The sequence below is a fragment of the Aquibacillus rhizosphaerae genome (genome assembly GCF_030282825.1).
Lineage (GTDB): Bacteria > Bacillota > Bacilli > Bacillales > Amphibacillaceae > Aquibacillus_C > Aquibacillus_C rhizosphaerae.
The window spans coordinates 31,797-53,912 of the sequence record NZ_JASTZU010000038.1; the positions used below are offsets into that span (position 1 = coordinate 31,797).

Sequence of the window (22,116 nt, forward strand, 5' to 3'; positions counted from 1 at the left end):
AATTCGTTACTTTTCATCATTTTATCAGAATATTTTAACTGTATCAATCAAATTTCAATAAATAACTTTACTAAGGCCACAAAATAACATAAATACCAATTTTTTCTTTTAAAACAAATGCTTTATGTTACCTTGAACCTGGATCAGTTTTCGTCTTAAGACCTCAAATAAGTTGAAGCTAGATTTACTAATCTGTGTTAGCCACATCTAGAACTTTTTTCAAGCAATAAAAAAAAGGAGCTACAAGTTTGCATGCAGCTCCTTAGTATAATTCTATGATGCTTGACAACCGCAGCCTCCACTTCCAGAACCACAGCCACAACCGCCTTCTTTAAGTAGAGCTCCATCTCTTGGAACTTTAACCTGATGACTTACACTATGAGCGAATAACTCAGTAACATCATCAAGCAAATCCTGAAGATTTCTTTCTGCAATTTTGAAAGAAGCTACTTTCTCATTCATATCCATTTCCCTTTTTGTAGAACGAATATCCTTCATGATTTTATTATAATCAGGATGGTATCTACCAAAACGTTGGACCTCATCATATTGGTCTTTTATGTTTCGGAAATCAGATATGAGTTGTTGTGCCTCCTGGTCATCAGCTAACGTTTTCTTTGCTATATGATATTCAAACATAACGTCAGATTCAAGAATCATCTGACCTATCTGTTCAGATTTATCTAATAGATCAACAATTTCAATAGTAGCTAACAAATTGCTCACCTCCGTTTGTCTATCATACCAATAAATCAATACAAATAAAAGAGGGCAGCTTAATCTTTCATTGCACCTGCCATTTGCATTAGCATCGATACCATTTGTATGTGACTAGAAACCTTTTCAATCCGTTGTGGCATCGTTTTTCCATAAAAAACTTTTGCTTCCCTTTCTAAATCAGCAAGACTTTGAGGATCTCTTGTTAACTTTCGATACCAATGCGGATTCAACCGAATAAAATGAAGTAAACCAGATCGATGTTTTATACTATGATAAACATCTGGCTGCATAAGATTCCCTCCTAATCTCTATTTATATTAAATGGCGGTTTACCACCCTTCTTAGTAGTTGACGGAAATTGTTTTTTTACATCTTGGAATTGTCCGATGAGAGTCTGGATATTTGTGATAGCCCCATTTAATTGATTCATGTGACCATCCACTTTATTTAGGTCTACATTTTCAACCATTTTCATTAACTGGCTCATTATTTCTTGTTTATCCTTTTTAGTTTTTTTATTCTTTTTATCTTTTTTTTCATCATTTTCTTCCGATTTTTCACTCGCAGAAGTACTTACACTTTGGTATTTCTCCCAAGAAGAATCATCCTCACCAAGTAATATCCACTTTTCATAGTGAGTTTGCCAGTCACTATTACCACTTCTTACATCTTTAATAAGCCCAGGATGGTTTTTCACAAACTGCTTAAAATCTTTTATCGTAGGATGCAAATCTTTATTAGCCATACATTATTCACCTCAGTTCACTAAATTCTCTCTTGTATAATTTATGATTTATATATGGGCTTTGTGACTTGGCTAATAATATGAAAGGCTGTATTAGGAAAATTAATTTTCCTAATACAGCCTGAATTGACTTATATCCAATAAAATATATACCTTACTGCTCACTTAATATTCGAAGAAAGTTTTGCGTATAATAATATTGATAAACACCTACTCCTAAATGAGTATATTCATCTTTTAACATTGCATCTCTATGTTCTTCACTGTTCAACCAACCTTCAACAGCTGCTGGTCCATCTGTATATTGAGCTGCAATATTTTCACCGGCAGAATGATAAAAAATTTCACTATCATTTAATCTTTCTTTTAAGCCCTTGCCGTCTAATGAATAATGGGAAAAGTAATTATTTATAGCCATATCCTTACTATGTCCAAATGCAACTTGTGAAACTGGATCATCCCATGCTAACGAATCTTTTTCAAATCTTGAGCGAATAACATTTGTAATATCAAAGATTTGTTGTTCCATACCTTTCTCAATTTCTTTCCAGTCATCCTCTGATAAAATAGGTGTCTCGGGTAGCTTACCACGATAAAATATTTCGTAAGGCTTTTGAGCTAATAAAACGTCACCCGATAAAACGCGAATCGAAGACAATTTGTCTGTAAATGAATCAAAATAAAACTGAATAAATGTATTATCGTCTATTTGAGATAAAGGCCTTAACTTCACATCATCTTCAGTTAATTCAAATCGATAAGTAGAAAAAGATATTTCATTATTAAATTTAAAATGTCTATCTACTTCTTCATATGTTTGTCCAATGAGAACAGGTTCTGTTGACAGATTATTACCTGTAGCGAACACTGTTGAAATTAGATTATCATTACTTATTCCAAATTGAATATACTCATCTTCCATATTCGTATAGACCCACCATGTATACCCGTACGAACTCATATCTTTTCTAACAGGTTCCCCTAAAATCTCTATTAGTTTATTAGAATTTTTTCCAATCCAATTATAGATTTCACCTTCAATAATAGAATCGAATTGTTTTGGTGAAATTTTTGTTTCTATACTTACTTCTTTTGTTTTTAGTAATTTCTCAATATTAGATATTGCTTGTTCTGAACCAGTTTCCCCTGCAACTGCATAGAAGATTCCTGCTATTAACAATAGTAGTACAAAAACCCCTTGAATTCCCTTCATAACTATTTAGCTCCTTTGCTTTCTTCTATATTAATTATAGTAATAAAACAAAGGGATTATGATAATTTGTTAATGATTGTTTTACTACTTGTATATGTTCAAAGTCAAATCTATTTCATTATATTTTATCTTAGTAAATTAGAAAAGAGTAAATTTCCCATTAATTACTGGAAGGCGAAATTATGTTATGCTAATTCACCTAAGAAAAACTCAGAGCGCCTTCGAGATAAGTAAAAACCTCGTTCTGCGATGTCTTTCTATGTATCATTCCTCTCTATCCTTAGCCTAGGGAAATCATGACGAAAGTTTATGTTGGGCTCTTTTTCCACAAAGATGTTTGACAAAAGGCCTAAGACGGGGTAGGCGTTAGTCTTACCTTTTTAAAAAAAGTGTCCCTTGTACATCAAGGAACACTTTTAACAATTGTACTAATGAACTTCTGGTCTTTCAGAAATCTCTTCCAATGCATGACCTGCCGCTTCATTTGACTTTTCATCTAGTGCTAAATCACCTAGTGCAACAATTCCTACTAACTCTCCATTATCAACAATTGGTAGTCTGCGGATTTGATGTTCTGCCATAAGTTCACTAGCTTCTTGAACAGTTGCATCAGGTGAAACCGAGATTAGTTTATCACTCATTACCTCTTGAATTTTACTAGATCCTTCTTTTTGATTTGCATAACCTCTTATGACTAAATCGCGATCGGTGACCATTCCTAATAGTTCTCGATTCGAACCACATACTGGAATAGTTCCGACATTTTTGTCCTTCATCTTATTCGCAGCTTCATTGATTGTATCATCTGCGGTACAAAAAGTAAGATTTGTAGACATAATATCTTTTATACGTTTCATTTAATGCTACCTCCCTTAATGTAATATAAATAATGGAACTATCCATTCATTTTTTATTGTTACCTATAAATAAAATAACTTGCATGTTTTATGTAATTAACAAAAAAACCATTGTTTTTCAAAAGTGAGTAAGGTTTCCTTTTTATATTAATTGCAACTTGTTATAATAAATACTATGATAAGTTTAGTTAGAAACATTTTTGTGAGGTGGAAGTAATGAAAATAGAAAACACTGGTATTGAAGGTAAAATTGTCGATTTAAAACCATTAGATCATCTAATGGATAAGGTTCACTTTGTCCGAGCGGGTCAATGGGATTATGAAAGAGTAACATATGACTACAAAATTGGCTCTGCTGAAGAAAACATTACATATTATGTAAGAGTTCAAGGTTATGCTTTAGAAGGCGACGTCGATCGTGGTGATGCGGTTATTAAATTATTAACGCCTCTCATTGGGAAACATTATTACCCACATGGAGTGGAGTACGGGGAAAAAGAGGAGTTTCCAGATTCAATCATCGACAGGGCAACAACACTCTTAACAAATGCAAAAAATGAGATAGATAAATACAAAAAGTAATTTTATTAAAAAGGACTGTAGTATGAACAGTCCTTTTTATTTAGCAGTTTGTAAACTACTCCTAAAGGAGAAAGATATTTCCTCTTTCATTTATGTTACTTAATAACATGATGGTATTTAATTATTAATAAATATTTATGTTAAATTATAAATGTTTTGCTATTCAAAAATAAAACTTCATGCTATATTTTGATTATAGTTTTTCCTTAGAAGGGAGTTACATAACTAAATTGTTTCGTTATATTTCTAAAAAACAATGGATATTAATTTTTCTAACATTATTTTTGATTATCGCAGGTTATTTTATACTTCCTGTATCTGTTCCATTAATCTTAGCATTTTTTACAGCTTTATTTCTAAACCCTGCAATTCATTGGCTACAGTTTCGGTTTAAACTGAATAGAAAAATTTCAGTAACGATTATTTTTCTGTTTTTTTTAATCCTCATCGGTATTCTTGGGACATATTTTGTTACAAGTGCAGTAACTCACATTGTTAATTTTGCTGAAAAAGCTCCATCTTATGTTAATCAAATTAATGAGAAGCTACTAGAATGGGAATCTGATATAGACCATTTCACTCAAGATCTTCCAGAAGAATTTGTTAACCAAGTAACAGATGGTATTCAAGATAATTTACAGGGTTTAAGTGATACATTAAAAAACACTTTCAAATTGGAAAATATAGCAAGTGTAGTTAGCCTTGTTCCACAATATATTGTTAGTTTACTCGTTTATTTAATCGCTCTATTTTTGTTTATGCTTGAATTACCAAGATTAAAAACAAAATCATATAACTATCTTACAAATGAAACTGCTGAAAAAGTACGTTTCATGAATGCTCGTTTAGCATATGTTGTTTTAGGATTTTTAAAAGCACAATTTTTAGTAAGTATTGTTATCTTCATCGTTAGTCTATTGGGTCTACTATATATTGCACCCGAATATGCAATAATCATGGCTGTTATCATTTGGTTAATTGACTTTATTCCGATTATAGGGTCAATTGTAATTCTTGGCCCATGGTCGTTGTATATGTATATAACTGGGGATGCTGTTATGGGGTCAGAATTAGCTGTATTAGCTATTTTACTTTTAGCAATAAGAAGAATTGTCGAGCCGAAAGTAATGGGTAGACATATTGGTCTATCACCATTAGCAACATTAATTGCCATGTATATAGGACTACAGTTAATTGGTATTTTCGGGTTTATTCTTGGTCCACTGCTTGTTATAGCCTTTAATTCAGCTAAAGAAGCTGGTATCATTAAATGGAACTTTAAGATTTAATCTTGTAAAAGGAAGGGATGAAGTTCATCCCTTCCTTTATTCTTATAATTAGAACCATTCCATTTAAAAAAAATCTAACAGAGCAGGCTGTAACGGTTGTAAAAGTCTTTTAAATCCTTCTACATCCCCCTCTATCTTTATACGATTAAATGTAATCAATTGTTGTATATCTTCACTATTAAACAATAAAGCAGCTAACGATTGTATATCTAAACTTATCTTAGCATCGCTTTTTTTGTTAGAATTAAATAGTACTTGTTTAACACGATTGTCCTCAATTTCAACCATCCATTCACCGTTATTCCACTCTGCTATTTCATCATGAAGCTGTATAGTAATATTCATTTTTTCTGTACTAAAAAAAGGATATTTCCATATAAACGATTCAAAATCAACAATCCTAGTCATGAAGTAAGCCGATTTATTTAATTTTACTTTAGGATTGTTAAAATAAAATGCAATTTCATCTTTTGGTTGCACAATCATCTCTACTTGATTAGTCATGGAATCATGGTTGCCTACCCACCCTAATAAGCCCAAACAGGCATCACCATCACGATAAACAATTTCATCAACCTTTAATACTTGTTGATCCATCTTAGCAATTAAATAGCCTGTTGGTACTTTATTCTGATTAATATATAGAATAACCCGATGGTCAGTGGATATTACCCGATTGTTCCACCACCAATCCTCTCTCTTCATCATTAAACTGTAGCGAGTTGCCATTTCCTCGTATAAAGACCTTATTAAATTCCTACTGTCTTGGAAACTTACATCGACACAACAACCTTGTGTATTTTGCTTAGGTAAGTCACTCGGGCTAAAAGAATAAGTATATTTATATTGAGTTAACTCCCATCCATATTTCCTATAAAATCCGATAGAGAATGGATGAAGCATAGATAACGATAACGATTTTTGTTTCATTTCTGTCAGACTATGGCGAAGCAGTTTATCTACATGACCCTGTCTTCTGTACTCAGGCCATGTCGCAACACCTGCAATACCACCAAATTCAATTTTATCATTACCTAAGTATAATTCCATTGGTAATAAGTGAAGTTTAGCAGCTAGGTGCTTTTCTTTAAATGATCCATAAACTTGCTGTTGTTTCATGACCTTTTTTCGCTCTTCTCGGTCTTGCTCTGTTAACTTATAATTAAATGCATATTCTCCCAAGTCCATCACAGATTCATAGTATTTATCCGTTAGTTGTATAATTGAATTATTCATTATTATTTCCCTCTCTTTTCTTAAGGCTGTTTTTTTAAAATTTAGTTGCTTCGCGATCCCACGGGAAGTGGTGGGTGAATCACTAATACGAACTATACAGGAAATCAACATAGCTGTTAGTGCAGGCTTTATAGAAAGTTCGACGGCTGTAAAACAATAGTGTTTAGAAAGCTAGCCATTTTAAACATCAACGAAACTTCAAACAACTTAAAAATAAATCATGGATTAAGGTTACTACAGGTTTTCTTAAAAAATATTAAATCTGTTTTAACTGAAACAATCACAAAGTTATTTTTGATTAATACTTTTTGAGATGCTTTATTTTCCAAATCACAATATGCATTAAGCTCACGAACACCCTTTGTAAAAGCCCAATCACAAATAACAGAAACAGCTTCTGTCGCAAAACCTTGATTTCTAAATTCACTAATAATTTGATAACCTATATCCAATACAATCGTATCTTGACTCTCCATTCTTAACCCTATTTCTCCAATAATCATTCGATTTGTTTTATTTCTTAATATCCATGGGCCATATCCTAACATGGTCATATCATTTTCTAATAGTTCGATGTAAATCGGAAGAAATGCTCTTAAAGCATTTGACGGAAATTCGTTTTCATTATGTATGTATAGAGGGTTAGAATATTTCCCTGTTTCATTTAGAAGATTACTCGCCGTTGTAAGATCTATTGGCTCAAGTATTAACCGTAAGCTTTTTAGCGCATCCACTTCGTACCTCCTATTTATAAAATGATAATACGTGAGATATATTACAAGTATAGTAATTATATTGTTTCAAAAACATAACATAAAGGGACTTTCTCTACTACTGAGAAAGTCCCTTATGTCTAAAATCCTAAAATTGCCTTAATCATACTTGTTGTTTCTCCACCTTCATAGAAGACGTAAAGAAGCAAATAAACCGCCGTTCCTGTTATCGCAGTGAAAAACCAAATAACACTCGTAGTCGGCCCTAGTTTTCTATGTTTAGAAATATTACGCTTAAACGCAAGAGTCAATGTAACAATACCAAAAACTGCACCTGTTGTAGCAAGGATTATATGGAAAATTAAAAAAGACGTATAATAAATTTTCAAATCTTCTGGACCACCGAAACTAGTGTTTCCTACAAAAATAGTACGTGAAACGTAAATGATAAAGAATAATAGCGCACTAATAGCACCACTAATCATCGCTTTTTTATGAGCTGCATACTTCTTCTTAACAACGAAGAACCAACCTACAGCAACTAGTATGGCACTTAACAAAATAAAAAAGGTACTAATTGTTGGTAATAACGGTAAAGACATGATGGGGACGTATCCTTTCTAAACTAAAATAATTGCCTTTTAAGATTCTGTAGGCATCGGATCAACTTTATGGCTTTCTTTCCCAAACCAACCATAAAATACACGTGCTAAAACTATACCATAAACGACTTCTTGAGTGATTTTCATTAGTATTCCTCCCAATTGTTGATCTTCTACAATTGGTATTGGTGAAAACATTTCTGGACCACTTAATGATAAACCACTTAAAACATTACTTGGAACACATAACGCCAAAGCTTGCATCCAACCACCTGTATCACTATAGGTTGTATATAGAGAGTGTGTAGAGAAAATAATTAACCCACAAGCAGGTGTAATTAATACCCCATTAGCAAAAATATACCCTATTTTCAATAATGGTGACATCTTGTCCATCTCTTTTAAAGGTGTAAAAACCGGCCACCACATTAAAAATGCTGTAATTAAAATACCTGTAGTAATTACTGTATGTGCTAATTCATTTGCTTTAGCAAAATCAAAAATACTCGGAATATGGTATATAGAAAATAAACCATTAAATAACAATAAAGCAATTAAGGGTTTCGTAAGAACGTACAACATGTTTCTTAAAACTGGTAGAGAGAATACCTTTCTCCATATCCATGCAGGTATACCTTTTATCATCAAAATAGGAAAAACCAAATAGTATAAAGCCATTTGAACCATATGAGATGTAAACATGATGTGAGATACTAAATCAACCGGTGATCCTTTTACAATATAAAGCAATAGTAGCCCCACATAAAAATATACGTATTGAGCATTACTCGGAGGAGTATCTTCGTTAGTAAACTTATCCCGAAAAGTAACCGTTATTAAATAATAAGCAATACCTAATCCAACAATAAATATCATATAATAAGGACTCCACAATCCTCTAAATCCAAAAATTTGCAAATCAAGCCACATATTTATTCACTCCATCAACTTTCTTTCAACCTATATTATAACGTATTTTTATCAAAAAGGCGTATTTTGTTGAAAAATTATTTTGTTTTTTTGAAGAAGATAGAAACTACAAATCATAATAGTTCATAGTCGCATTAAAGAAAAGAGGCCGGGGAACATCCCTGACCTCTCTAAATATTACCACCAAACAAGTACTAACAGCGTTAATACAGTTAAAAATGCAACTGCAAAACCACCATACATCATAACTGCAGGTAATTCATGTCCTTTGTGACTCATATGCATAAAATAATAAAGTTGAAAAATCACTTGAACAATTGCCAATACGAGTAGTATTGGGATAATAAATAGTTTATCCAATCCAGATACAACCATGGTAAAAGCAATAATTGTGAAAGCAATCATTAAAGCAAAAGTAATTACCTGCTGCTTCATTTCTTCTTTTTTCTTCTTTTTATGATAATCCAACTCTGTATTTATTGAATTGGTGTTTTCAGCCATTGCTTAAATCACCCCCATTAGATATACAACTGTAAAGATGAATACCCAAACAACATCTATAAAGTGCCAATATAGACTTGCTATATAGAACTTCGGTGCATTATATAGGTTTAAGCCGCGTTTTGCATTTCTAGCCATCAAAGTAATAATCCATAGTAGACCAAATAGAACGTGACCACCATGAAATCCAACTAATGTGTAGAATGCAGATCCAAAAGCAGATGAACGGAATGTGAAACCGTCATGAACAATATATTCATAAAACTCATAAATCTCTAAACCTAAAAAGGTTAAACCTAATAAAACAGTAATTCCTAACCAAATTTGCATCTTTTTGAACTCATTATTTTTCATATGGTACATCGCATATACACTTGTTAAGGAACTCGTCAATAATAACATGGTCATAATGAAAACCAGTTCAAGTCCGAATAGCTCTTCTGACGTAGGTCCTCCATTATTCGAGTTTTTTAAAGCGAGATACGTACCAAATAAACTTGCAAATAGAACGGTTTCTCCTCCTAGAAAGAACCAGAAACCAAGAAATTTGTTTTTACCTTCAAGGGTTGCTTTTTCGGGCTCCTCTGGCATAACCTTCGGATTTAATATATCTTCGTGACTCATTATAACCCATCCCCCTTATCTAAATCTTCTTTGTGGATATGATGACCATGATCATCCTTCACAGAACGTACAAACATCGCACCTAAACAGATGCCCATTCCAATAAATACTGCACTTAACCAGCTTGCATCATCGACTTGGTAAATAAAACCGAAACCTGCTATAAACAGTCCAAATGACATGACAAACGGTAAAATGGTAGGGTTCGGCATATGAATGTCACCTACTGGTTCTGCCGGTGTCATTCCTTTTCTACCTTCCGTTTTTTCAATCCATAATGGATCAAGACCGCGTACAAGTGGTAACTGCTTAAAATTATAGTGCGGAGGTGGTGAAGGTATAGACCATTCTAACGTACGGCCATCCCAAGGGTCTCCCCCAACCTTTTCACCTTTAATGGACGTGATAATAACATTGTATAGAAATACAATGGCACCAATTGCCATAAAAAACGCACCTATGGTACTGATTAAGTTTCCAGTATTTAAACCTTGATCAGTCAAGTACACCCAGTATCTACGAGGCATCCCCATTAAACCAAGAAAATGTTGAATAAAGAATGTTAAATGGAAACCAATAAAGAATGTCCAGAATGTAATCTTCCCTAAAGTTTCATCTAATATTTTTCCAAACATTTTGGGCCACCAATAATGTAAACCCGCAAAGATACCAAATACAACTCCACCAACAATTACATAATGAAAGTGTGCTACAACGAAATAGGTATCATGAAACTGATAGTCAGCTGCAGCGGCAGCTAGCATTACACCAGTCATACCACCAATTGTAAATGATGGAATAAACGCTAATGACCATAGCATAGCAGAATTAATCTTAATATTACCGCCCCACAGGGTGAATAACCAGTTAAATATCTTTATCCCAGTAGGTACAGCGATGGCCATGGTTGCAACAGCAAAAATTGAATTGGCTGCAGGACCTAAACCAACAGTAAACATGTGGTGAGCCCAAACCATAAATCCTAGAAAACCAATTAATACCGTTGCAAATACCATTGCTGTATATCCAAATAAACGCTTTTTGGAGAAAGTCGAAAATACATCACTGAAAACACCGAATGCTGGTAGAATTAGTATGTAAACCTCTGGATGTCCAAAAATCCAAAATAGATGTTCCCAAATCACAGAGTTACCACCCATGTTTGCATCAAAAAACCCTGAACCAAAAAGTCTGTCAAACATCATTAGGAACAAACCTACTGTTAATGCAGGAAATGCAAATAAAATAAGTGCACTCGTAACAAATGCTGTCCATGTAAATAGAGGCATACGCATATAAGTCATACCAGGTGCTCTCATATTAACAATTGTAACTAGAAAGTTAATACCACCCATCAAGGTACCTGCCCCAGAAATCTGTAAACCGAGCACATAAAAATCAACACCATGCCCTGGTTGTGTAGTAGATAATGGTGCATAAGCTGTCCAACCAGCATCTGGCGCACCACCTAAAAACCAACTACAATTCAATAAGATTCCTCCGAATAAAAATAACCAAAATCCTAAAGAATTCAAAAATGGAAATGCCACATCTCGTGCCCCAATTTGCAATGGAACTACAGCATTTAATAGTGCAAATATAAGTGGCATTGCTGCTAAGAAAATCATGGTTGTACCATGCATCGTTAATAGTTCATTATAAAAACCAGCACTTACAAAATCATTTTCTGGCTTAATTAATTGTATACGAATAGCCATTGCTTCAAGGCCACCAAGTAGAAAGAAAAAACCACCGCCAATTAAGTATAAAATCGCAATTTTTTTATGGTCGACAGTCGTTAAATAATCCCACAACGTAGCGCCAAAGCCTTTGTTTTGCGCAATTGTAGTACTCACGCTTATAAACCTCCCTTAACCTCTTCCATCCCGTTTAATTAGTTGTTACTGCTAGCAGTTTCTGGCGTAACATCTGATGGTTTTAATTGTAATAAGTAATCCGCAATTTTTTCTGCTTCTTCCTCTGAAGGAACAGTGTAGTTACCAGTCATTTTATTACCTGGCTTCATTTTTTCAGGATTTAGAATCCAATTGACAACATTCTCATGTGTTAAATCTTCTACCCCTGCAAGTTTAGTTCGATCACCAAAATTTGTTAAGTTAGGACCTACAGCAGTTGGTGATGACCCAATCGCATGACAGCCTAAGCAACTATTTTCAAAAATTGCTTGACCTTCTTGTGCACTTGCTGTTTCAGGTGTAGCTTCTAAATCAACGTTCTGCATATCCTCTACCCATTGTTGGTACTCTTCAGGACTAACCGCAACAATCTTAAAATCCATCAAAGAGTGTGAAGGACCACATAATTCAGCACATTTACCCCAGTAAACCCCTTCTTCTAGAGCTTCAATGTACATGGTGTTTTCATTTTCAGGATTTGTATCCATCTTACCAGAAATAGAAGGAACCCAAAATGAATGAAGTACATCACTCGACATCATATTCAAGTAAACTTTTTCACCAACAGGGATGTACATATCTTGACTCGTTTGAATCTCTTCTTCACCATAATTAAAATGCCACCAATATTGATTACCTGTCACACTAATATTTAATGAGTCAGCCTTATCAGACTCATCCGCTAAGTCATATGTTGCTGCAATTGTAGGCACAGCAATAATAATTAGCAGTAAAATCGGTATAACAGTCCAAACAACCTCTAGTGCTTTATTACCCTCTGTTTGTTTTGGTACAAAATCTTCTTGCCCCTTTTTCTGACGGAATTTGACTAGTACGAACGTATAGATAATCATTACGACTATAAATACAAAAACCATAACAGCCAATGAAATAAAGATAATGTCTAATGATACCTGTGCTCCATAGCCTTTAGGTAAAAATGCGGACAAATTTTCTTTACCACAACCTGAAAGAACTATAGAAAGTATGCTTAACCAAAACAAAGCACGGACTTTTCCCATCCAACCTTTCATGAAAATACCTCTCTTTCTAAAGTGAATCTTTAATTATATTAACAATTAGAATACATTTATATTCTAATTTTAATTAAACAATAGACGGAATCGTAACGATAATCATCGCTAAGAAAAACAATGTTAAATAAAATAACGAATAAATAAACATAGCATTTGCCCATTTAATATCTTCTTTCACAAAAAAACCTCTGACACCAAGTAAAAGCCAACCTACATTTAGGACAGTTGCTATAACCATAAAAATTGTGCCTAGTGAGTATAGATAAAATGGTAATGGTAACAAACAAGTAATGTAAATAACCATTTGTCTTTTAGTAATCGCAAATCCATGTACTACTGGAAGCATCGGAATTCCAGCTGCTTTATACTCTTCACACTTTTTCATAGCCAAAGCTAGAAAATGCGGTGTCTGCCAAATAAATATAGTTAAGAACATTATAAATGCAACCATGTGAAGGTTAGGATCAACTGCTGCCCAACCAATTAGAGGTGGAACTGCTCCTGATAAACTGCCAATCGCTGTGTTTATCGTGTACCTTCTTTTTGACCATACTGTATATAATACAAAATATGAAAACCATCCTAAAGCTCCAAAAAAAGCAGCTTGTATTGTTGTTAACATTAATAGGATAACCCCAAGTACAGATAATGTTACACCTAGTAAAAAAATATAAAATAGTGGAATAGTTCCAGTGACAGTTGCACGTGATTTTGTTCTATTCATCAAAGGGTCAATATCCCGATCGTAGTAGTTATTAAGTACACAAGCACCTGCAATTACTAGTGCTGTACCTATCATTGTTATAAAAAAAGTATGCCAATGATCAGTAAATGAAGCACCGGTAAAATAAAGAGCTAACCAAAAGCCAGCAAATGCGGTCATAACGTTAGAATTTATAATTCCTACTTTCATTAGCGCTTTGAGGTCAGACCATAAGGTAGCACGATCTTTACTATCAGTATTGTTGATAATCTTAGTTGGAGTAGCTTCCACCTTATTCATCTCATTTTCCCCCCTTTCAAAGTCAGCCAGACAATCTTTCATTTCTAATAATGGTTTCCATTTAATGCTTTAACTAACCAATATAATTAAAATCTATCAACTTATCAGCAATATTGTATCATGGATTACAAATTCAATCTATTTAACAACTCCAAGTATAATAAATGTGACAATTTTGTGAAATCGGTTCCTAAAGTAAAATAAAAGGCCAGTTAGCCTTTATCATAGGTATACATATTCACATTATATACTGTTAAACACTGTACTAATAGCATATTTAAAGCCAAAGAGAAATTCCCCTTATTTATTTCTAGCAAACAAAGGTATACATTGCAAGCCTTTTTATACTTTTTAGTGAAAATAGTTAACAAACGTGGTAGTATAATTTTTGGTGTATATTTATTTTTAATCGACTTGCCGTTAGTAAATATAGTTTACGCTGTATATTTTTGCTATGCCGCCGACCATTTCATCCATGCACATGCACATAATTACTGTAGTAAACACAATTAATTAATAAAAATTACTCCAAGCAGCATGAATATTTGTATGATTCTCTTTTCTTACATTTTGGTTTTGATTGACTTGGATTTTGGGGTGACAATTTTGATTACTTTTCTAAAACGACTGTCTATTATCGCAACTATTTCCATGGTTTTAGTACTAATAGGTGGTGCTTTAGTTACTAAAACCGACTCTGGTATGGGCTGTGGCGCCAACTGGCCTATCTGTGAGGGTGAAATATCAGCACAACTTATTATTGAATTAAGCCACCGACTTGTATCTGGAATTGCTGGTATTGTAGTGTTATTACTTTCTGTATTCGCTTGGAAAAATATTGGCCATATTCGAGAAGCAAAGTTGCTGTCATTTATTTCAATATTTTTCTTAGTTTTACAAGCATTAATTGGAGCTGCTGCTGTTTTATGGTCCCAATCTGATTTTGTATTAGCACTACACTTCGGAATATCTCTCATTTCTTTTGCTGCAGTGTTTTTATTAACCCTACTTATATTTGAGGTTGATCAAAAGTTTGATGCTACATCATTAATTATAAATAAAAAGTTTCGGTATCATTTTTATTTCTTAACCATCTATATTTTAATTGTTGTTTACACTGGGGCACTAGTAAGACATATTGATTCAAGTCTAGCCTGTGGCAGTTGGCCATTTTGTGATAATACACAACCATTGTCCCTCACCTATCACTTCGGACAATGGGCTCAGATGGGACATAGGCTTCTGGCAGGAATTGCATTGTTATGGACAATATTTTTGTTTTTTAAAATTAAAAAGCACTATCGCCATAGCAGGGTAATGTTTTGGGGATGGGCAGTAGCAACAGCGCTAATTATATTACAAGTAATTTTAGGTGCCTTAATTATCATTACAGTCGGAAACCTTGTTGTCGCATTGTTACACGCACTCATTATTACAATTTATTTTGGTATCCTTTGTTACTTTTTACTACTTTCTAATAGAAGTGTTCACTATCAAAAACGTTAAAAGCAACTATCCCCCAATTTCAATATCGAAAATGGGGGATAGTTTTATTCAAAATCTATTAATAGGTGACCGACTGAAATTGGTTCACAATCATTTATATAGATTCCATTAATAATTCCTACATATATGGTTTGACGGTCATTTTCTTTATGTCCAGTCTTCACTTAATCTCCAAACTTATTACCCCACAAAGGTAATTTCCACTTGCTCACACCCACGAGCTAATTGAAACTTTGAGCAGACAAAAAGCTTTAACCATGACGTATTCCATGTACCCACTCGTTTAGCTAGTTCAATTATTACTTCAATATAGACTTCGATTGGTTGTTTACCTTCACCAATAAATACAGTATAGATACAGCTCGAATAGGCGCAGAACACCGAAAATTATAAAGTCACCGCGGGTCGCTAGTAGAAGATGTAATGGTTTTAATTAGACCATGATTTCCCTCTTTTAACATCCAGTTGACTTTTATATAAAGGTGAGTATTCCTTATCGTCAGATAGGTCTTTTGTTACTGTTTGATTTTGTTCTCTCACTTTTACTTTATATGCAATATTATTTAATATCCCTACAGAAATCATCAATACCAGTAAGGACGAACCACCATAACTAACAAAAGGTAACGGTACCCCTGTAATCGGAAGTAATCCACTTATAGCTCCCAAATTGATAAAGGTTTGTATGCCAATCATAGAAGATATTCCTAGTGCAAGTAATGAACCAAAGCTATCCTGACATTTTCTCGATATGTAGATTCCTCTTAAAACAATAGTTGCAAGCATACCAATCACGATTGTTACTCCAATAAACCCCAATTCCTCAGCTATAACAGCCATAATGAAATCATTATAAGCTTCCGTAAGATACCCTAGCTTCTGTACCCCCTGCCCTAGTCCCTGGCCAGTAAATCCACCTGTTCCAATAGCTAGATAAGACTGGATTAATTGATACCCTTCTTCTTCTGGTTGGCTAAAAGGTTGATATGCCCCAGTAAATCGAGAAAGTCTTTCATCAGTTATCATATTCGAAGCAGCTAGTGCAACTAAACCTATACCAGTTAAAATTAATAAAAATAGGTGCCGGAATCTAATGCCAGAACTAAAAATTACTGAGCAAGCTATTAAAAAGATAATTGCAGCAGTACCTATATCAGGTTGCATTACAATTAATCCTAACAATATACCCGTCATGATTAACGGCGGTAAAACGGCCTTATTAAAATCTTCAATATAATCCTGTTTTTTTGAATAAATAGAAGCAAGATACATGATCAAACCTAATTTAACAAACTCTGCAGGTTGCATGGTAAAACCACCGACATATAACCATGATCTAGCTCCCTTGACCGGTTCCCCAAATAGAACTGCTATTAAGAGTCCAATCAATAAAAATATAATCAATTTCATAAATTTTTGATAATGCCTGTAATTAAAGAAACAACAAAATACGAAGAAGAATGAACCAATCACAAACCATTGGAGTTGCTTAAACATAAAATGTGTAGGTTCTAATTCATTAACAACTGCAATAACCATACTTGCACTATAAATCATTACAATACCAAAACAGGCAAGGAGTAGTGGAGTGAATAACAGTGTAAAGTCATAGGATTTCCATTTCGATTTCATAAGATTACTCCTTACTATTATATTTTCTAATTAGGAGATTCATAGATTAATACATCGCTATCAATCAAAACATGAACTATATCCTGCATGATTACTATTTATGAAACAGCCTGTCCTGTTAAAAATGCTTAAGTAAACTTTTACGAGTAAGCAACCCGAACATAAATTCTGATAGTATAAAAAAACCTTGCCATTTTGGCAAAGGCTTTGGTCATTTGCAGATTAACCACAAAAATTATTATGAATTCTGAGCAGCTTCATGTAATACATTTAATTGTCTCTCAAGATTCTCAAGAAGCTTTTTCCCATCTTCTTCACTAACAAGATTTAATCGCACTGCAAAATCGATTTCTCTTGACAAACCAAACATTTGTGTATCTAAAACTTCTTCGTATAATGGACATTGAGGCATAGTTAGATTATCCATTTGAACTTTAATGAGTTTTAAAATTTTATTTGCATCAGCCTGTAGAAGGGCATAGGCTTTTTCGGGATTACTTACAGCCACTTCAGGTATCACTAAAAATCCCCTCCGTTAAAAACTAACTTCTTCTATTTATATTAGCGTTTATAGGCTAAAAAAGCAACAATTGAAAAGAATAAAATTGTAAATCAGCTAAAAAATTTAAGAAAATCTTTATAAGGGTACCTTTTCATTACAGTTATATATTTATAGGGCTATTTTATTTGGTAGAATTTTCTAAACTATATTCTTCTTACTTTGACCTAATTACTAAGAATTCTCAGGTCTCCACTAATGAAAAATATGAGTATGTCTGCTATTCTTAAAGAAGTAAAAATTCTAACATGGAGAGTGAAGAAATCGTGATTATTCAGTTAATGGGAAATGTTACATATCCAATCACTTTAGATCCTACAGTCTGGATCTTTGATGATAGAAAAATTACCTTTGACCAAGCATTTCAACCATATACACAACAAAAAGAACCAGAAAGCGATGAGTTGAAAAAGGCTTCGGAACGGTTTAATAAAGAAATTTACCAACATAAAATTAAACCTCCGGTCAACAAAAGTATAGCACGCTTTGAACGTGAGAAGATTTTAGTTAGTACATACGTTATGCCGATTATAGACTTTCTTCAAACTGCTGAAATAAAAAACAATGCGCAACAAGCTAGATTAGTTACACAAAATGGTGAAGAAATAATTACTTTAACTGAACTACGTAATTGTCTTCTGTTATTTGCCGAAGATGGAAAACCATTATCAGATTTTGGTCCTGTCCATTTATATTTTGGAGATGGATCTAATAAAGAAAAACCAATTAAAGGAATTAACAAAATAGTTATTGAATAAAATTCGTCTATTATTTGTAGAGGGCCCACTTATTTTTTTAGTGAGCCTTTTTTTTTATTGCATGTAACTTTAACAACGATATCACCAATCTTTATGTATAAACTTTTATAAACAACAAAAGATATTGCCATAACATAATTTTAATCCATGCACAGTTTTGGGCAATCTCCCTATCAAAATCATAAGGGTATTAGCTCGTTATTGCAGGATAAAAAGGAGGAGTCATATGATTAGGCAATATTTTTATTTATTTTTGGTTTTGCCAATCTTCCTATTTGGATGTGGCCAACAAGAGGAAAATAACATAGCTGAACAAGGTGAACAGAATCAAACATTGCAAGTGAAAAATTCTGATCCAATAGAGCGTGAAGATTTTTCTAATCAGCAAATTGCTCAACATCTAGCCAACCTAGCTAATGATGTACCTAGTGTAAATAATGCAACAGCTGTTGTCGCTGGTCCCTATGCAGCTGTTGGGATTGATGTAGATAAAGATTTAGACCGGTCTAGAGTAGGAACAATCAAATATGCAGTGACAGAAGCATTACAACACGATCCTTATGGAAAAACAGCTATAGTTGTCGCAGACGCTGATGGGGCTGAAAGAATAAGAGATATGGCAAACAAGGTTGAACAAGGCCATCCTGTTCAAGGTATAGTTGATGAATTAGCAGCCATAGTTGGACGCTATATGCCAGAATTCCCGATTAGTGACAATCAACCAGAAGAACAAGATGAAAATAAAAACGTAATTCCAAAAGAGGAAGAACAAGAATTAGAAAATGTTGAAGAAGAACAATCAAATCATCATAAAGATAATTAAACCTTATCTAAAAAACATCGGGATAACGCATTATTAGGCGCGCTTCCCGATGTTTTTACATTAATGTTTAACTTTATTATAAAAATCTACACCAAACTGTGAACCTTCATCAACCATTTTAGCATTTTCTTGATTATCTGCTTCTGGAATTCCAGCTTCCTTTATTGGTAAACTCTCGGATTTTGATTGCGTTTTATTAACAACCTCTTTATATTTCTGTTTTAAAGAATGTCTTTTATCTTTATCAGATAATATATAACCCATTGTACCCGCACCTACTGCACTTAATGTACTTATAATAATTTTTCTTTTCATCAAATCATCCTCCCACTATTGCTCTTATTTTTAGTTTACCCCTGCAATGAATGCTTAAACTATATATTTAATTAACTATGCTTATGAAATTATTAACTAGATATGATAAGATGAACGTGATAGCTTTTATAGAGAGGTGAAATAATGCGAGTCAAATGTGTACTTTGTGATTCAGTAGATAATATAAATAGTAACTCTCCGCAGGCTAAACGATTACGAAATAGAAGAATTCACATTTACATGTGTCCTACCTGTGATGAGCGTATTGGAGAAAAAACAAAACAACGTCATGCAACCGGTAAGTTCAGATTGCATAAAGAGAAGAAACAAGAAAATCATTTAATATAGCATTATTGATGAGAAAATAAAAACTACCCTATAAAAAGGGTAGTTTTTGACTATATAGTATTAGAATTTTTCAAATTCTGTTTCTATTAAATATTGGTTTTTTATTTAACATAATCAAATTCAGGATGAAATCATGAAGAAATATTACGCTTTTTTCTTTCTTGATGCAATCTAAGCCTATATATACCTAAAATAAGTGCAATCACGAACAAACTTTCTGCAACTGGTAAGTTTAACCCAAATATAAGTGTAATAAAAAAAGTACCTATTATTAAAACAACATAGACAACTGCAGATTTTAGAGGTGGAAGTTTTTTTGCAAACCCAAACTTATAGGCTAAAATTGTTAGAGCAACAATAGTTAGATATAAGAAGAAAAAACCTCTAATTAACATTGCCACATCATCTTCGTTATTAAAATTAACTTCATTTCCTAAACCTTTCATAAAGTAATTTGCTACTGGCCAAAGGTCATCTGGAACATTCATATTGTCTTGATTCCCCATTAGTCTCCCCCTTTTATCATAACAGAACAATCCTATACTATCATACTAAAACAAGACCTTTGTTGCTAGTTTAATCTCAGGTTTCATAGGTTAGGTCAATTTAGATAGCTATAATCATTTATATTTGAGAAAAAATTATACCCTACACACTTTACATTTTCGACTGAATCATAAATACTAGAATATGAGGTGAAACAATGAAATCTTCCATACAATACTCAAAACTATTATTAGCAACTCTAGTAATTGCATGTTTTGCATTCGTTGGCATTGCCATTGCTTATCGAAACTTTTGGTTAGCTTTTACCGCCCTATTTATAGGTTTCTTAGTTATGGGATATGGTTTGTCCTTAAAAAGAAAAAAACAGCACAAGCAAGAAACATTAAATTAAAGACATAACTAAAAATCATACAGGCAATATTCAAAAAACAGCATTCATGAATCTTTATCTATGAATGCTGTTTTTTGGTATTTAGTCCAAACTTGAATTGTAGATAATATAATTTTTCTAACAAAACTGGATCTTACTACTATTACTAAAGTTTCGGTCTAAAGATATCTTACATTAATTCAATAAAATCTTTTTTAATTCTCTCATTAATAACTGCATTGGAAGAAAAAACGGTAGTATTAGTTAATAAATTTATCGATTCACCATTCGCTTGAGTTGTCACGCCTCCAACTTCGTTTACTAATATAACTCCTGCAGCCAAATCCCAAGGTGATAACTGCATAGTAAGGTAGCCGTCAACAATTCCTTCTGCGATAAATGCGAATTCTAATGCTGCAGAACCATATGACCTAGTCCCTCGAACACTTTGAATTAACGCTTGTATTTTTTTATTATTAATTTTTCTATTTTCACAAGCCCAGATACTGTTTACAACAATAATCGATTCATCTAACGTTAATTTTTCATTTAATTGAGGAAGTTTCTTATCATTTTTGTAAGCCCCCTCCCCTTTCATTGCAGTGTATAATACATCTTCCATTACATTATAAATCAAGCCAATCTCACCAAGGCCTTCATGATAAATACCTATAGAAATAGCAAAATTTCTTTTTTGGTGGACAAAATTCATCGTTCCATCAATTGGATCAACAATCCAAATCGTGCCATCCAATGATTGAACATCATCACCAAATCCTTCTTCGCTAAGTAAACGATGATCAGGATATGTATGTTTAATTTTTTCAAGGAAATATTTCTCTGTGTTTCGGTCCATTTGTGTCACTAAATCATTTGGATTTGATTTTGTATCTATGTATAATGGTTCATCAATAACATCTCTTATGTGTTGACCCGCTTCATAAATCCATTCTTTTGCATGATTAAAGATTGACCGTCTCTTTTTTTCATCCATATGATAACCTCCATTTAATTCGTGAACTTTCATACATATTACCAAACTTTTTTATCAGATGCACACGGACTAACTTCTATAATATTATAAATATAGCCAAGTCCTTTATTACTTGTCTCAAAAACAAAATCATAGGTTACAGTTAATCTCCTAGTTTCTCCATAATGTCTATATCTATTAGATTTCCACACCATCATATCAATAACAAAATACTCGACTCGATACTATTACTTATAAGTAACGCCACGCTCCAAATCATTTGTTTTCGCTATTTACTATGATAAAATATGTTCATAGTTCAGGAAAGGGCTATTATTACTATCAATTCAAAAAGGA

26 protein-coding genes are annotated in these 22,116 nt (G+C 33.2%); 7 read left to right on the plus strand and 19 right to left on the minus strand.

What is annotated here, in order from left to right:
* Window positions 1-273: 273 nt before the first annotated feature.
* From QQS35_RS12620 to QQS35_RS12640, 5 genes are all read right to left on the minus strand, one after another.
* Window positions 274-717 carry a YlbF family regulator gene (locus tag QQS35_RS12620; RefSeq protein WP_285932511.1) on the minus strand — a complete coding sequence of 148 codons (444 nt, stop codon included), beginning with the start codon at window positions 715-717 and terminating at the stop codon, window positions 274-276.
* Between the two features lie 59 nt (window positions 718-776).
* Entirely contained in the window at window positions 777-1,010 is a 234-nt protein-coding gene (locus QQS35_RS12625) for a YlbE-like family protein (protein WP_285932512.1), read from the minus strand.
* Between the two features lie 11 nt (window positions 1,011-1,021).
* Window positions 1,022-1,465, minus strand: a complete 444-nt coding sequence (ylbD, locus tag QQS35_RS12630) for a YlbD family protein (protein WP_285932513.1) — start codon at window positions 1,463-1,465, stop codon at window positions 1,022-1,024.
* Between the two features lie 154 nt (window positions 1,466-1,619).
* A complete protein-coding gene (locus QQS35_RS12635; protein WP_285932514.1) occupies window positions 1,620-2,678 on the minus strand; it encodes a CAP domain-containing protein in 1,059 nt (352 codons plus the stop codon).
* Between the two features lie 428 nt (window positions 2,679-3,106).
* Window positions 3,107-3,535 (minus strand): CBS domain-containing protein, encoded by a 429-nt coding sequence (locus tag QQS35_RS12640; RefSeq protein ID WP_285932515.1) that lies wholly within the window; start codon window positions 3,533-3,535, stop codon window positions 3,107-3,109.
* A 216-nt stretch (window positions 3,536-3,751) separates the two neighbouring features.
* Between QQS35_RS12640 and QQS35_RS12645 the strand changes: the two genes are divergently transcribed.
* A complete protein-coding gene (locus QQS35_RS12645; RefSeq protein ID WP_285932516.1) occupies window positions 3,752-4,117 on the plus strand; it encodes a YugN family protein in 366 nt (121 codons plus the stop codon).
* A 230-nt stretch (window positions 4,118-4,347) separates the two neighbouring features.
* On the plus strand, window positions 4,348-5,406 hold the full coding sequence (gene ytvI / locus QQS35_RS12650; RefSeq protein WP_285932517.1) for a sporulation integral membrane protein YtvI: 1,059 nt from the start codon (window positions 4,348-4,350) through the stop codon (window positions 5,404-5,406).
* A 63-nt stretch (window positions 5,407-5,469) separates the two neighbouring features.
* Here the strand turns inward: ytvI and QQS35_RS12655 are convergent, their stop codons facing one another.
* From QQS35_RS12655 to cyoE, 9 genes are all read right to left on the minus strand, one after another.
* Window positions 5,470-6,642, minus strand: coding sequence for a GNAT family N-acetyltransferase (locus QQS35_RS12655; RefSeq protein WP_285932518.1), 1,173 nt, complete (start codon window positions 6,640-6,642; stop codon window positions 5,470-5,472).
* A gap of 218 nt (window positions 6,643-6,860) precedes the next feature.
* Window positions 6,861-7,376, minus strand: coding sequence for a GNAT family N-acetyltransferase (locus tag QQS35_RS12660; protein ID WP_285932519.1), 516 nt, complete (start codon window positions 7,374-7,376; stop codon window positions 6,861-6,863).
* A gap of 119 nt (window positions 7,377-7,495) precedes the next feature.
* A complete protein-coding gene (locus tag QQS35_RS12665; protein ID WP_285932520.1) occupies window positions 7,496-7,957 on the minus strand; it encodes a DUF420 domain-containing protein in 462 nt (153 codons plus the stop codon).
* A gap of 39 nt (window positions 7,958-7,996) precedes the next feature.
* Window positions 7,997-8,887, minus strand: coding sequence for a cytochrome c oxidase assembly factor CtaG (gene ctaG / locus QQS35_RS12670; RefSeq protein WP_285932521.1), 891 nt, complete (start codon window positions 8,885-8,887; stop codon window positions 7,997-7,999).
* A 177-nt stretch (window positions 8,888-9,064) separates the two neighbouring features.
* Window positions 9,065-9,388: a cytochrome c oxidase subunit IVB gene (gene ctaF / locus QQS35_RS12675; protein WP_285932522.1), complete on the minus strand. Its 324-nt coding sequence runs from the start codon at window positions 9,386-9,388 to the stop codon at window positions 9,065-9,067.
* Window positions 9,389-9,391: 3 nt separating this feature from the next.
* Window positions 9,392-10,012 (minus strand): cytochrome (ubi)quinol oxidase subunit III, encoded by a 621-nt coding sequence (locus QQS35_RS12680; RefSeq protein ID WP_285932523.1) that lies wholly within the window; start codon window positions 10,010-10,012, stop codon window positions 9,392-9,394.
* On the minus strand, window positions 10,012-11,868 hold the full coding sequence (gene ctaD / locus QQS35_RS12685; RefSeq protein ID WP_285932524.1) for a cytochrome c oxidase subunit I: 1,857 nt from the start codon (window positions 11,866-11,868) through the stop codon (window positions 10,012-10,014). The genes QQS35_RS12680 and ctaD overlap by 1 nt, the downstream gene beginning before the upstream one ends.
* A 38-nt stretch (window positions 11,869-11,906) precedes the next feature.
* Window positions 11,907-12,962, minus strand: a complete 1,056-nt coding sequence (gene coxB, locus QQS35_RS12690; RefSeq protein ID WP_285932525.1) for a cytochrome c oxidase subunit II — start codon at window positions 12,960-12,962, stop codon at window positions 11,907-11,909.
* Between the two features lie 73 nt (window positions 12,963-13,035).
* On the minus strand, window positions 13,036-13,968 hold the full coding sequence (cyoE, locus tag QQS35_RS12695) for a heme o synthase (protein WP_285932526.1): 933 nt from the start codon (window positions 13,966-13,968) through the stop codon (window positions 13,036-13,038).
* Between the two features lie 606 nt (window positions 13,969-14,574).
* Here cyoE and QQS35_RS12700 point away from each other — a divergent pair.
* Window positions 14,575-15,474 (plus strand): COX15/CtaA family protein, encoded by a 900-nt coding sequence (locus tag QQS35_RS12700; RefSeq protein ID WP_285932527.1) that lies wholly within the window; start codon window positions 14,575-14,577, stop codon window positions 15,472-15,474.
* Between the two features lie 429 nt (window positions 15,475-15,903).
* Here QQS35_RS12700 and ftsW read toward each other — a convergent pair whose 3' ends face one another.
* Complete coding sequence (ftsW, locus tag QQS35_RS12705) at window positions 15,904-17,106, minus strand: putative lipid II flippase FtsW (protein ID WP_285932528.1); 1,203 nt, start codon at window positions 17,104-17,106, stop codon at window positions 15,904-15,906.
* A gap of 238 nt (window positions 17,107-17,344) precedes the next feature.
* Window positions 17,345-17,626 carry a YlaN family protein gene (locus QQS35_RS12710; protein WP_285932529.1) on the minus strand — a complete coding sequence of 94 codons (282 nt, stop codon included), beginning with the start codon at window positions 17,624-17,626 and terminating at the stop codon, window positions 17,345-17,347.
* Window positions 17,627-17,913: 287 nt separating this feature from the next.
* Between QQS35_RS12710 and QQS35_RS12715 the strand changes: the two genes are divergently transcribed.
* Window positions 17,914-18,423: a hypothetical protein gene (locus QQS35_RS12715; RefSeq protein ID WP_285932530.1), complete on the plus strand. Its 510-nt coding sequence runs from the start codon at window positions 17,914-17,916 to the stop codon at window positions 18,421-18,423.
* A gap of 226 nt (window positions 18,424-18,649) precedes the next feature.
* A complete protein-coding gene (locus QQS35_RS12720; protein WP_285932531.1) occupies window positions 18,650-19,246 on the plus strand; it encodes a YhcN/YlaJ family sporulation lipoprotein in 597 nt (198 codons plus the stop codon).
* Window positions 19,247-19,306: 60 nt separating this feature from the next.
* On the opposite strand, the gene QQS35_RS12725 is transcribed toward QQS35_RS12720, so the two are convergent.
* The gene (locus QQS35_RS12725; RefSeq protein ID WP_285932532.1) at window positions 19,307-19,561 is read right to left on the minus strand and encodes a hypothetical protein; all 255 of its coding nucleotides are present in this window, start codon (window positions 19,559-19,561) and stop codon (window positions 19,307-19,309) included.
* A gap of 144 nt (window positions 19,562-19,705) precedes the next feature.
* Between QQS35_RS12725 and QQS35_RS12730 the strand changes: the two genes are divergently transcribed.
* Window positions 19,706-19,909, plus strand: coding sequence for a YlaI family protein (locus QQS35_RS12730; RefSeq protein ID WP_285932533.1), 204 nt, complete (start codon window positions 19,706-19,708; stop codon window positions 19,907-19,909).
* A gap of 131 nt (window positions 19,910-20,040) precedes the next feature.
* Here the strand turns inward: QQS35_RS12730 and QQS35_RS12735 are convergent, their stop codons facing one another.
* Window positions 20,041-20,415: a YlaH-like family protein gene (locus QQS35_RS12735; RefSeq protein WP_285932535.1), complete on the minus strand. Its 375-nt coding sequence runs from the start codon at window positions 20,413-20,415 to the stop codon at window positions 20,041-20,043.
* Between the two features lie 197 nt (window positions 20,416-20,612).
* Here QQS35_RS12735 and QQS35_RS12740 point away from each other — a divergent pair, with 197 nt between their 5' ends.
* The gene (locus QQS35_RS12740) at window positions 20,613-20,807 is read left to right on the plus strand and encodes a DUF5325 family protein (protein ID WP_285932536.1); all 195 of its coding nucleotides are present in this window, start codon (window positions 20,613-20,615) and stop codon (window positions 20,805-20,807) included.
* Window positions 20,808-20,976: 169 nt separating this feature from the next.
* Here QQS35_RS12740 and QQS35_RS12745 read toward each other — a convergent pair whose 3' ends face one another.
* Window positions 20,977-21,780 carry an inositol monophosphatase family protein gene (locus QQS35_RS12745; RefSeq protein WP_285932537.1) on the minus strand — a complete coding sequence of 268 codons (804 nt, stop codon included), beginning with the start codon at window positions 21,778-21,780 and terminating at the stop codon, window positions 20,977-20,979.
* Between the last annotated feature and the right edge of the window lie 336 nt (window positions 21,781-22,116).

What these genes read in the sequence shown, in the direction of transcription:
- QQS35_RS12625 (WP_285932512.1), bottom strand. Translation starts at nt 1,010, where the DNA reads ATGCAGCCAGATGTTTATCATAGTATAAAACATCGATCTGGTTTACTT.
- ylbD (WP_285932513.1), bottom strand. Translation starts at nt 1,465, where the DNA reads ATGGCTAATAAAGATTTGCATCCTACGATAAAAGATTTTAAGCAGTTT.
- QQS35_RS12635 (WP_285932514.1), bottom strand. Translation starts at nt 2,678, where the DNA reads ATGAAGGGAATTCAAGGGGTTTTTGTACTACTATTGTTAATAGCAGGA.
- QQS35_RS12640 (WP_285932515.1), bottom strand. Translation starts at nt 3,535, where the DNA reads ATGAAACGTATAAAAGATATTATGTCTACAAATCTTACTTTTTGTACC.
- QQS35_RS12645 (WP_285932516.1), top strand. Translation starts at nt 3,752, where the DNA reads ATGAAAATAGAAAACACTGGTATTGAAGGTAAAATTGTCGATTTAAAA.
- QQS35_RS12655 (WP_285932518.1), bottom strand. Translation starts at nt 6,642, where the DNA reads ATGAATAATTCAATTATACAACTAACGGATAAATACTATGAATCTGTG.
- QQS35_RS12665 (WP_285932520.1), bottom strand. Translation starts at nt 7,957, where the DNA reads ATGTCTTTACCGTTATTACCAACAATTAGTACCTTTTTTATTTTGTTA.
- ctaG (WP_285932521.1), bottom strand. Translation starts at nt 8,887, where the DNA reads ATGTGGCTTGATTTGCAAATTTTTGGATTTAGAGGATTGTGGAGTCCT.
- ctaF (WP_285932522.1), bottom strand. Translation starts at nt 9,388, where the DNA reads ATGGCTGAAAACACCAATTCAATAAATACAGAGTTGGATTATCATAAA.
- QQS35_RS12680 (WP_285932523.1), bottom strand. Translation starts at nt 10,012, where the DNA reads ATGAGTCACGAAGATATATTAAATCCGAAGGTTATGCCAGAGGAGCCC.
- coxB (WP_285932525.1), bottom strand. Translation starts at nt 12,962, where the DNA reads ATGAAAGGTTGGATGGGAAAAGTCCGTGCTTTGTTTTGGTTAAGCATA.
- cyoE (WP_285932526.1), bottom strand. Translation starts at nt 13,968, where the DNA reads ATGAATAAGGTGGAAGCTACTCCAACTAAGATTATCAACAATACTGAT.
- ftsW (WP_285932528.1), bottom strand. Translation starts at nt 17,106, where the DNA reads ATGAAATCGAAATGGAAATCCTATGACTTTACACTGTTATTCACTCCA.
- QQS35_RS12715 (WP_285932530.1), top strand. Translation starts at nt 17,914, where the DNA reads ATGGAGAGTGAAGAAATCGTGATTATTCAGTTAATGGGAAATGTTACA.
- QQS35_RS12720 (WP_285932531.1), top strand. Translation starts at nt 18,650, where the DNA reads ATGATTAGGCAATATTTTTATTTATTTTTGGTTTTGCCAATCTTCCTA.
- QQS35_RS12725 (WP_285932532.1), bottom strand. Translation starts at nt 19,561, where the DNA reads ATGAAAAGAAAAATTATTATAAGTACATTAAGTGCAGTAGGTGCGGGT.
- QQS35_RS12730 (WP_285932533.1), top strand. Translation starts at nt 19,706, where the DNA reads ATGCGAGTCAAATGTGTACTTTGTGATTCAGTAGATAATATAAATAGT.
- QQS35_RS12735 (WP_285932535.1), bottom strand. Translation starts at nt 20,415, where the DNA reads ATGGGGAATCAAGACAATATGAATGTTCCAGATGACCTTTGGCCAGTA.
- QQS35_RS12740 (WP_285932536.1), top strand. Translation starts at nt 20,613, where the DNA reads ATGAAATCTTCCATACAATACTCAAAACTATTATTAGCAACTCTAGTA.
- QQS35_RS12745 (WP_285932537.1), bottom strand. Translation starts at nt 21,780, where the DNA reads ATGGATGAAAAAAAGAGACGGTCAATCTTTAATCATGCAAAAGAATGG.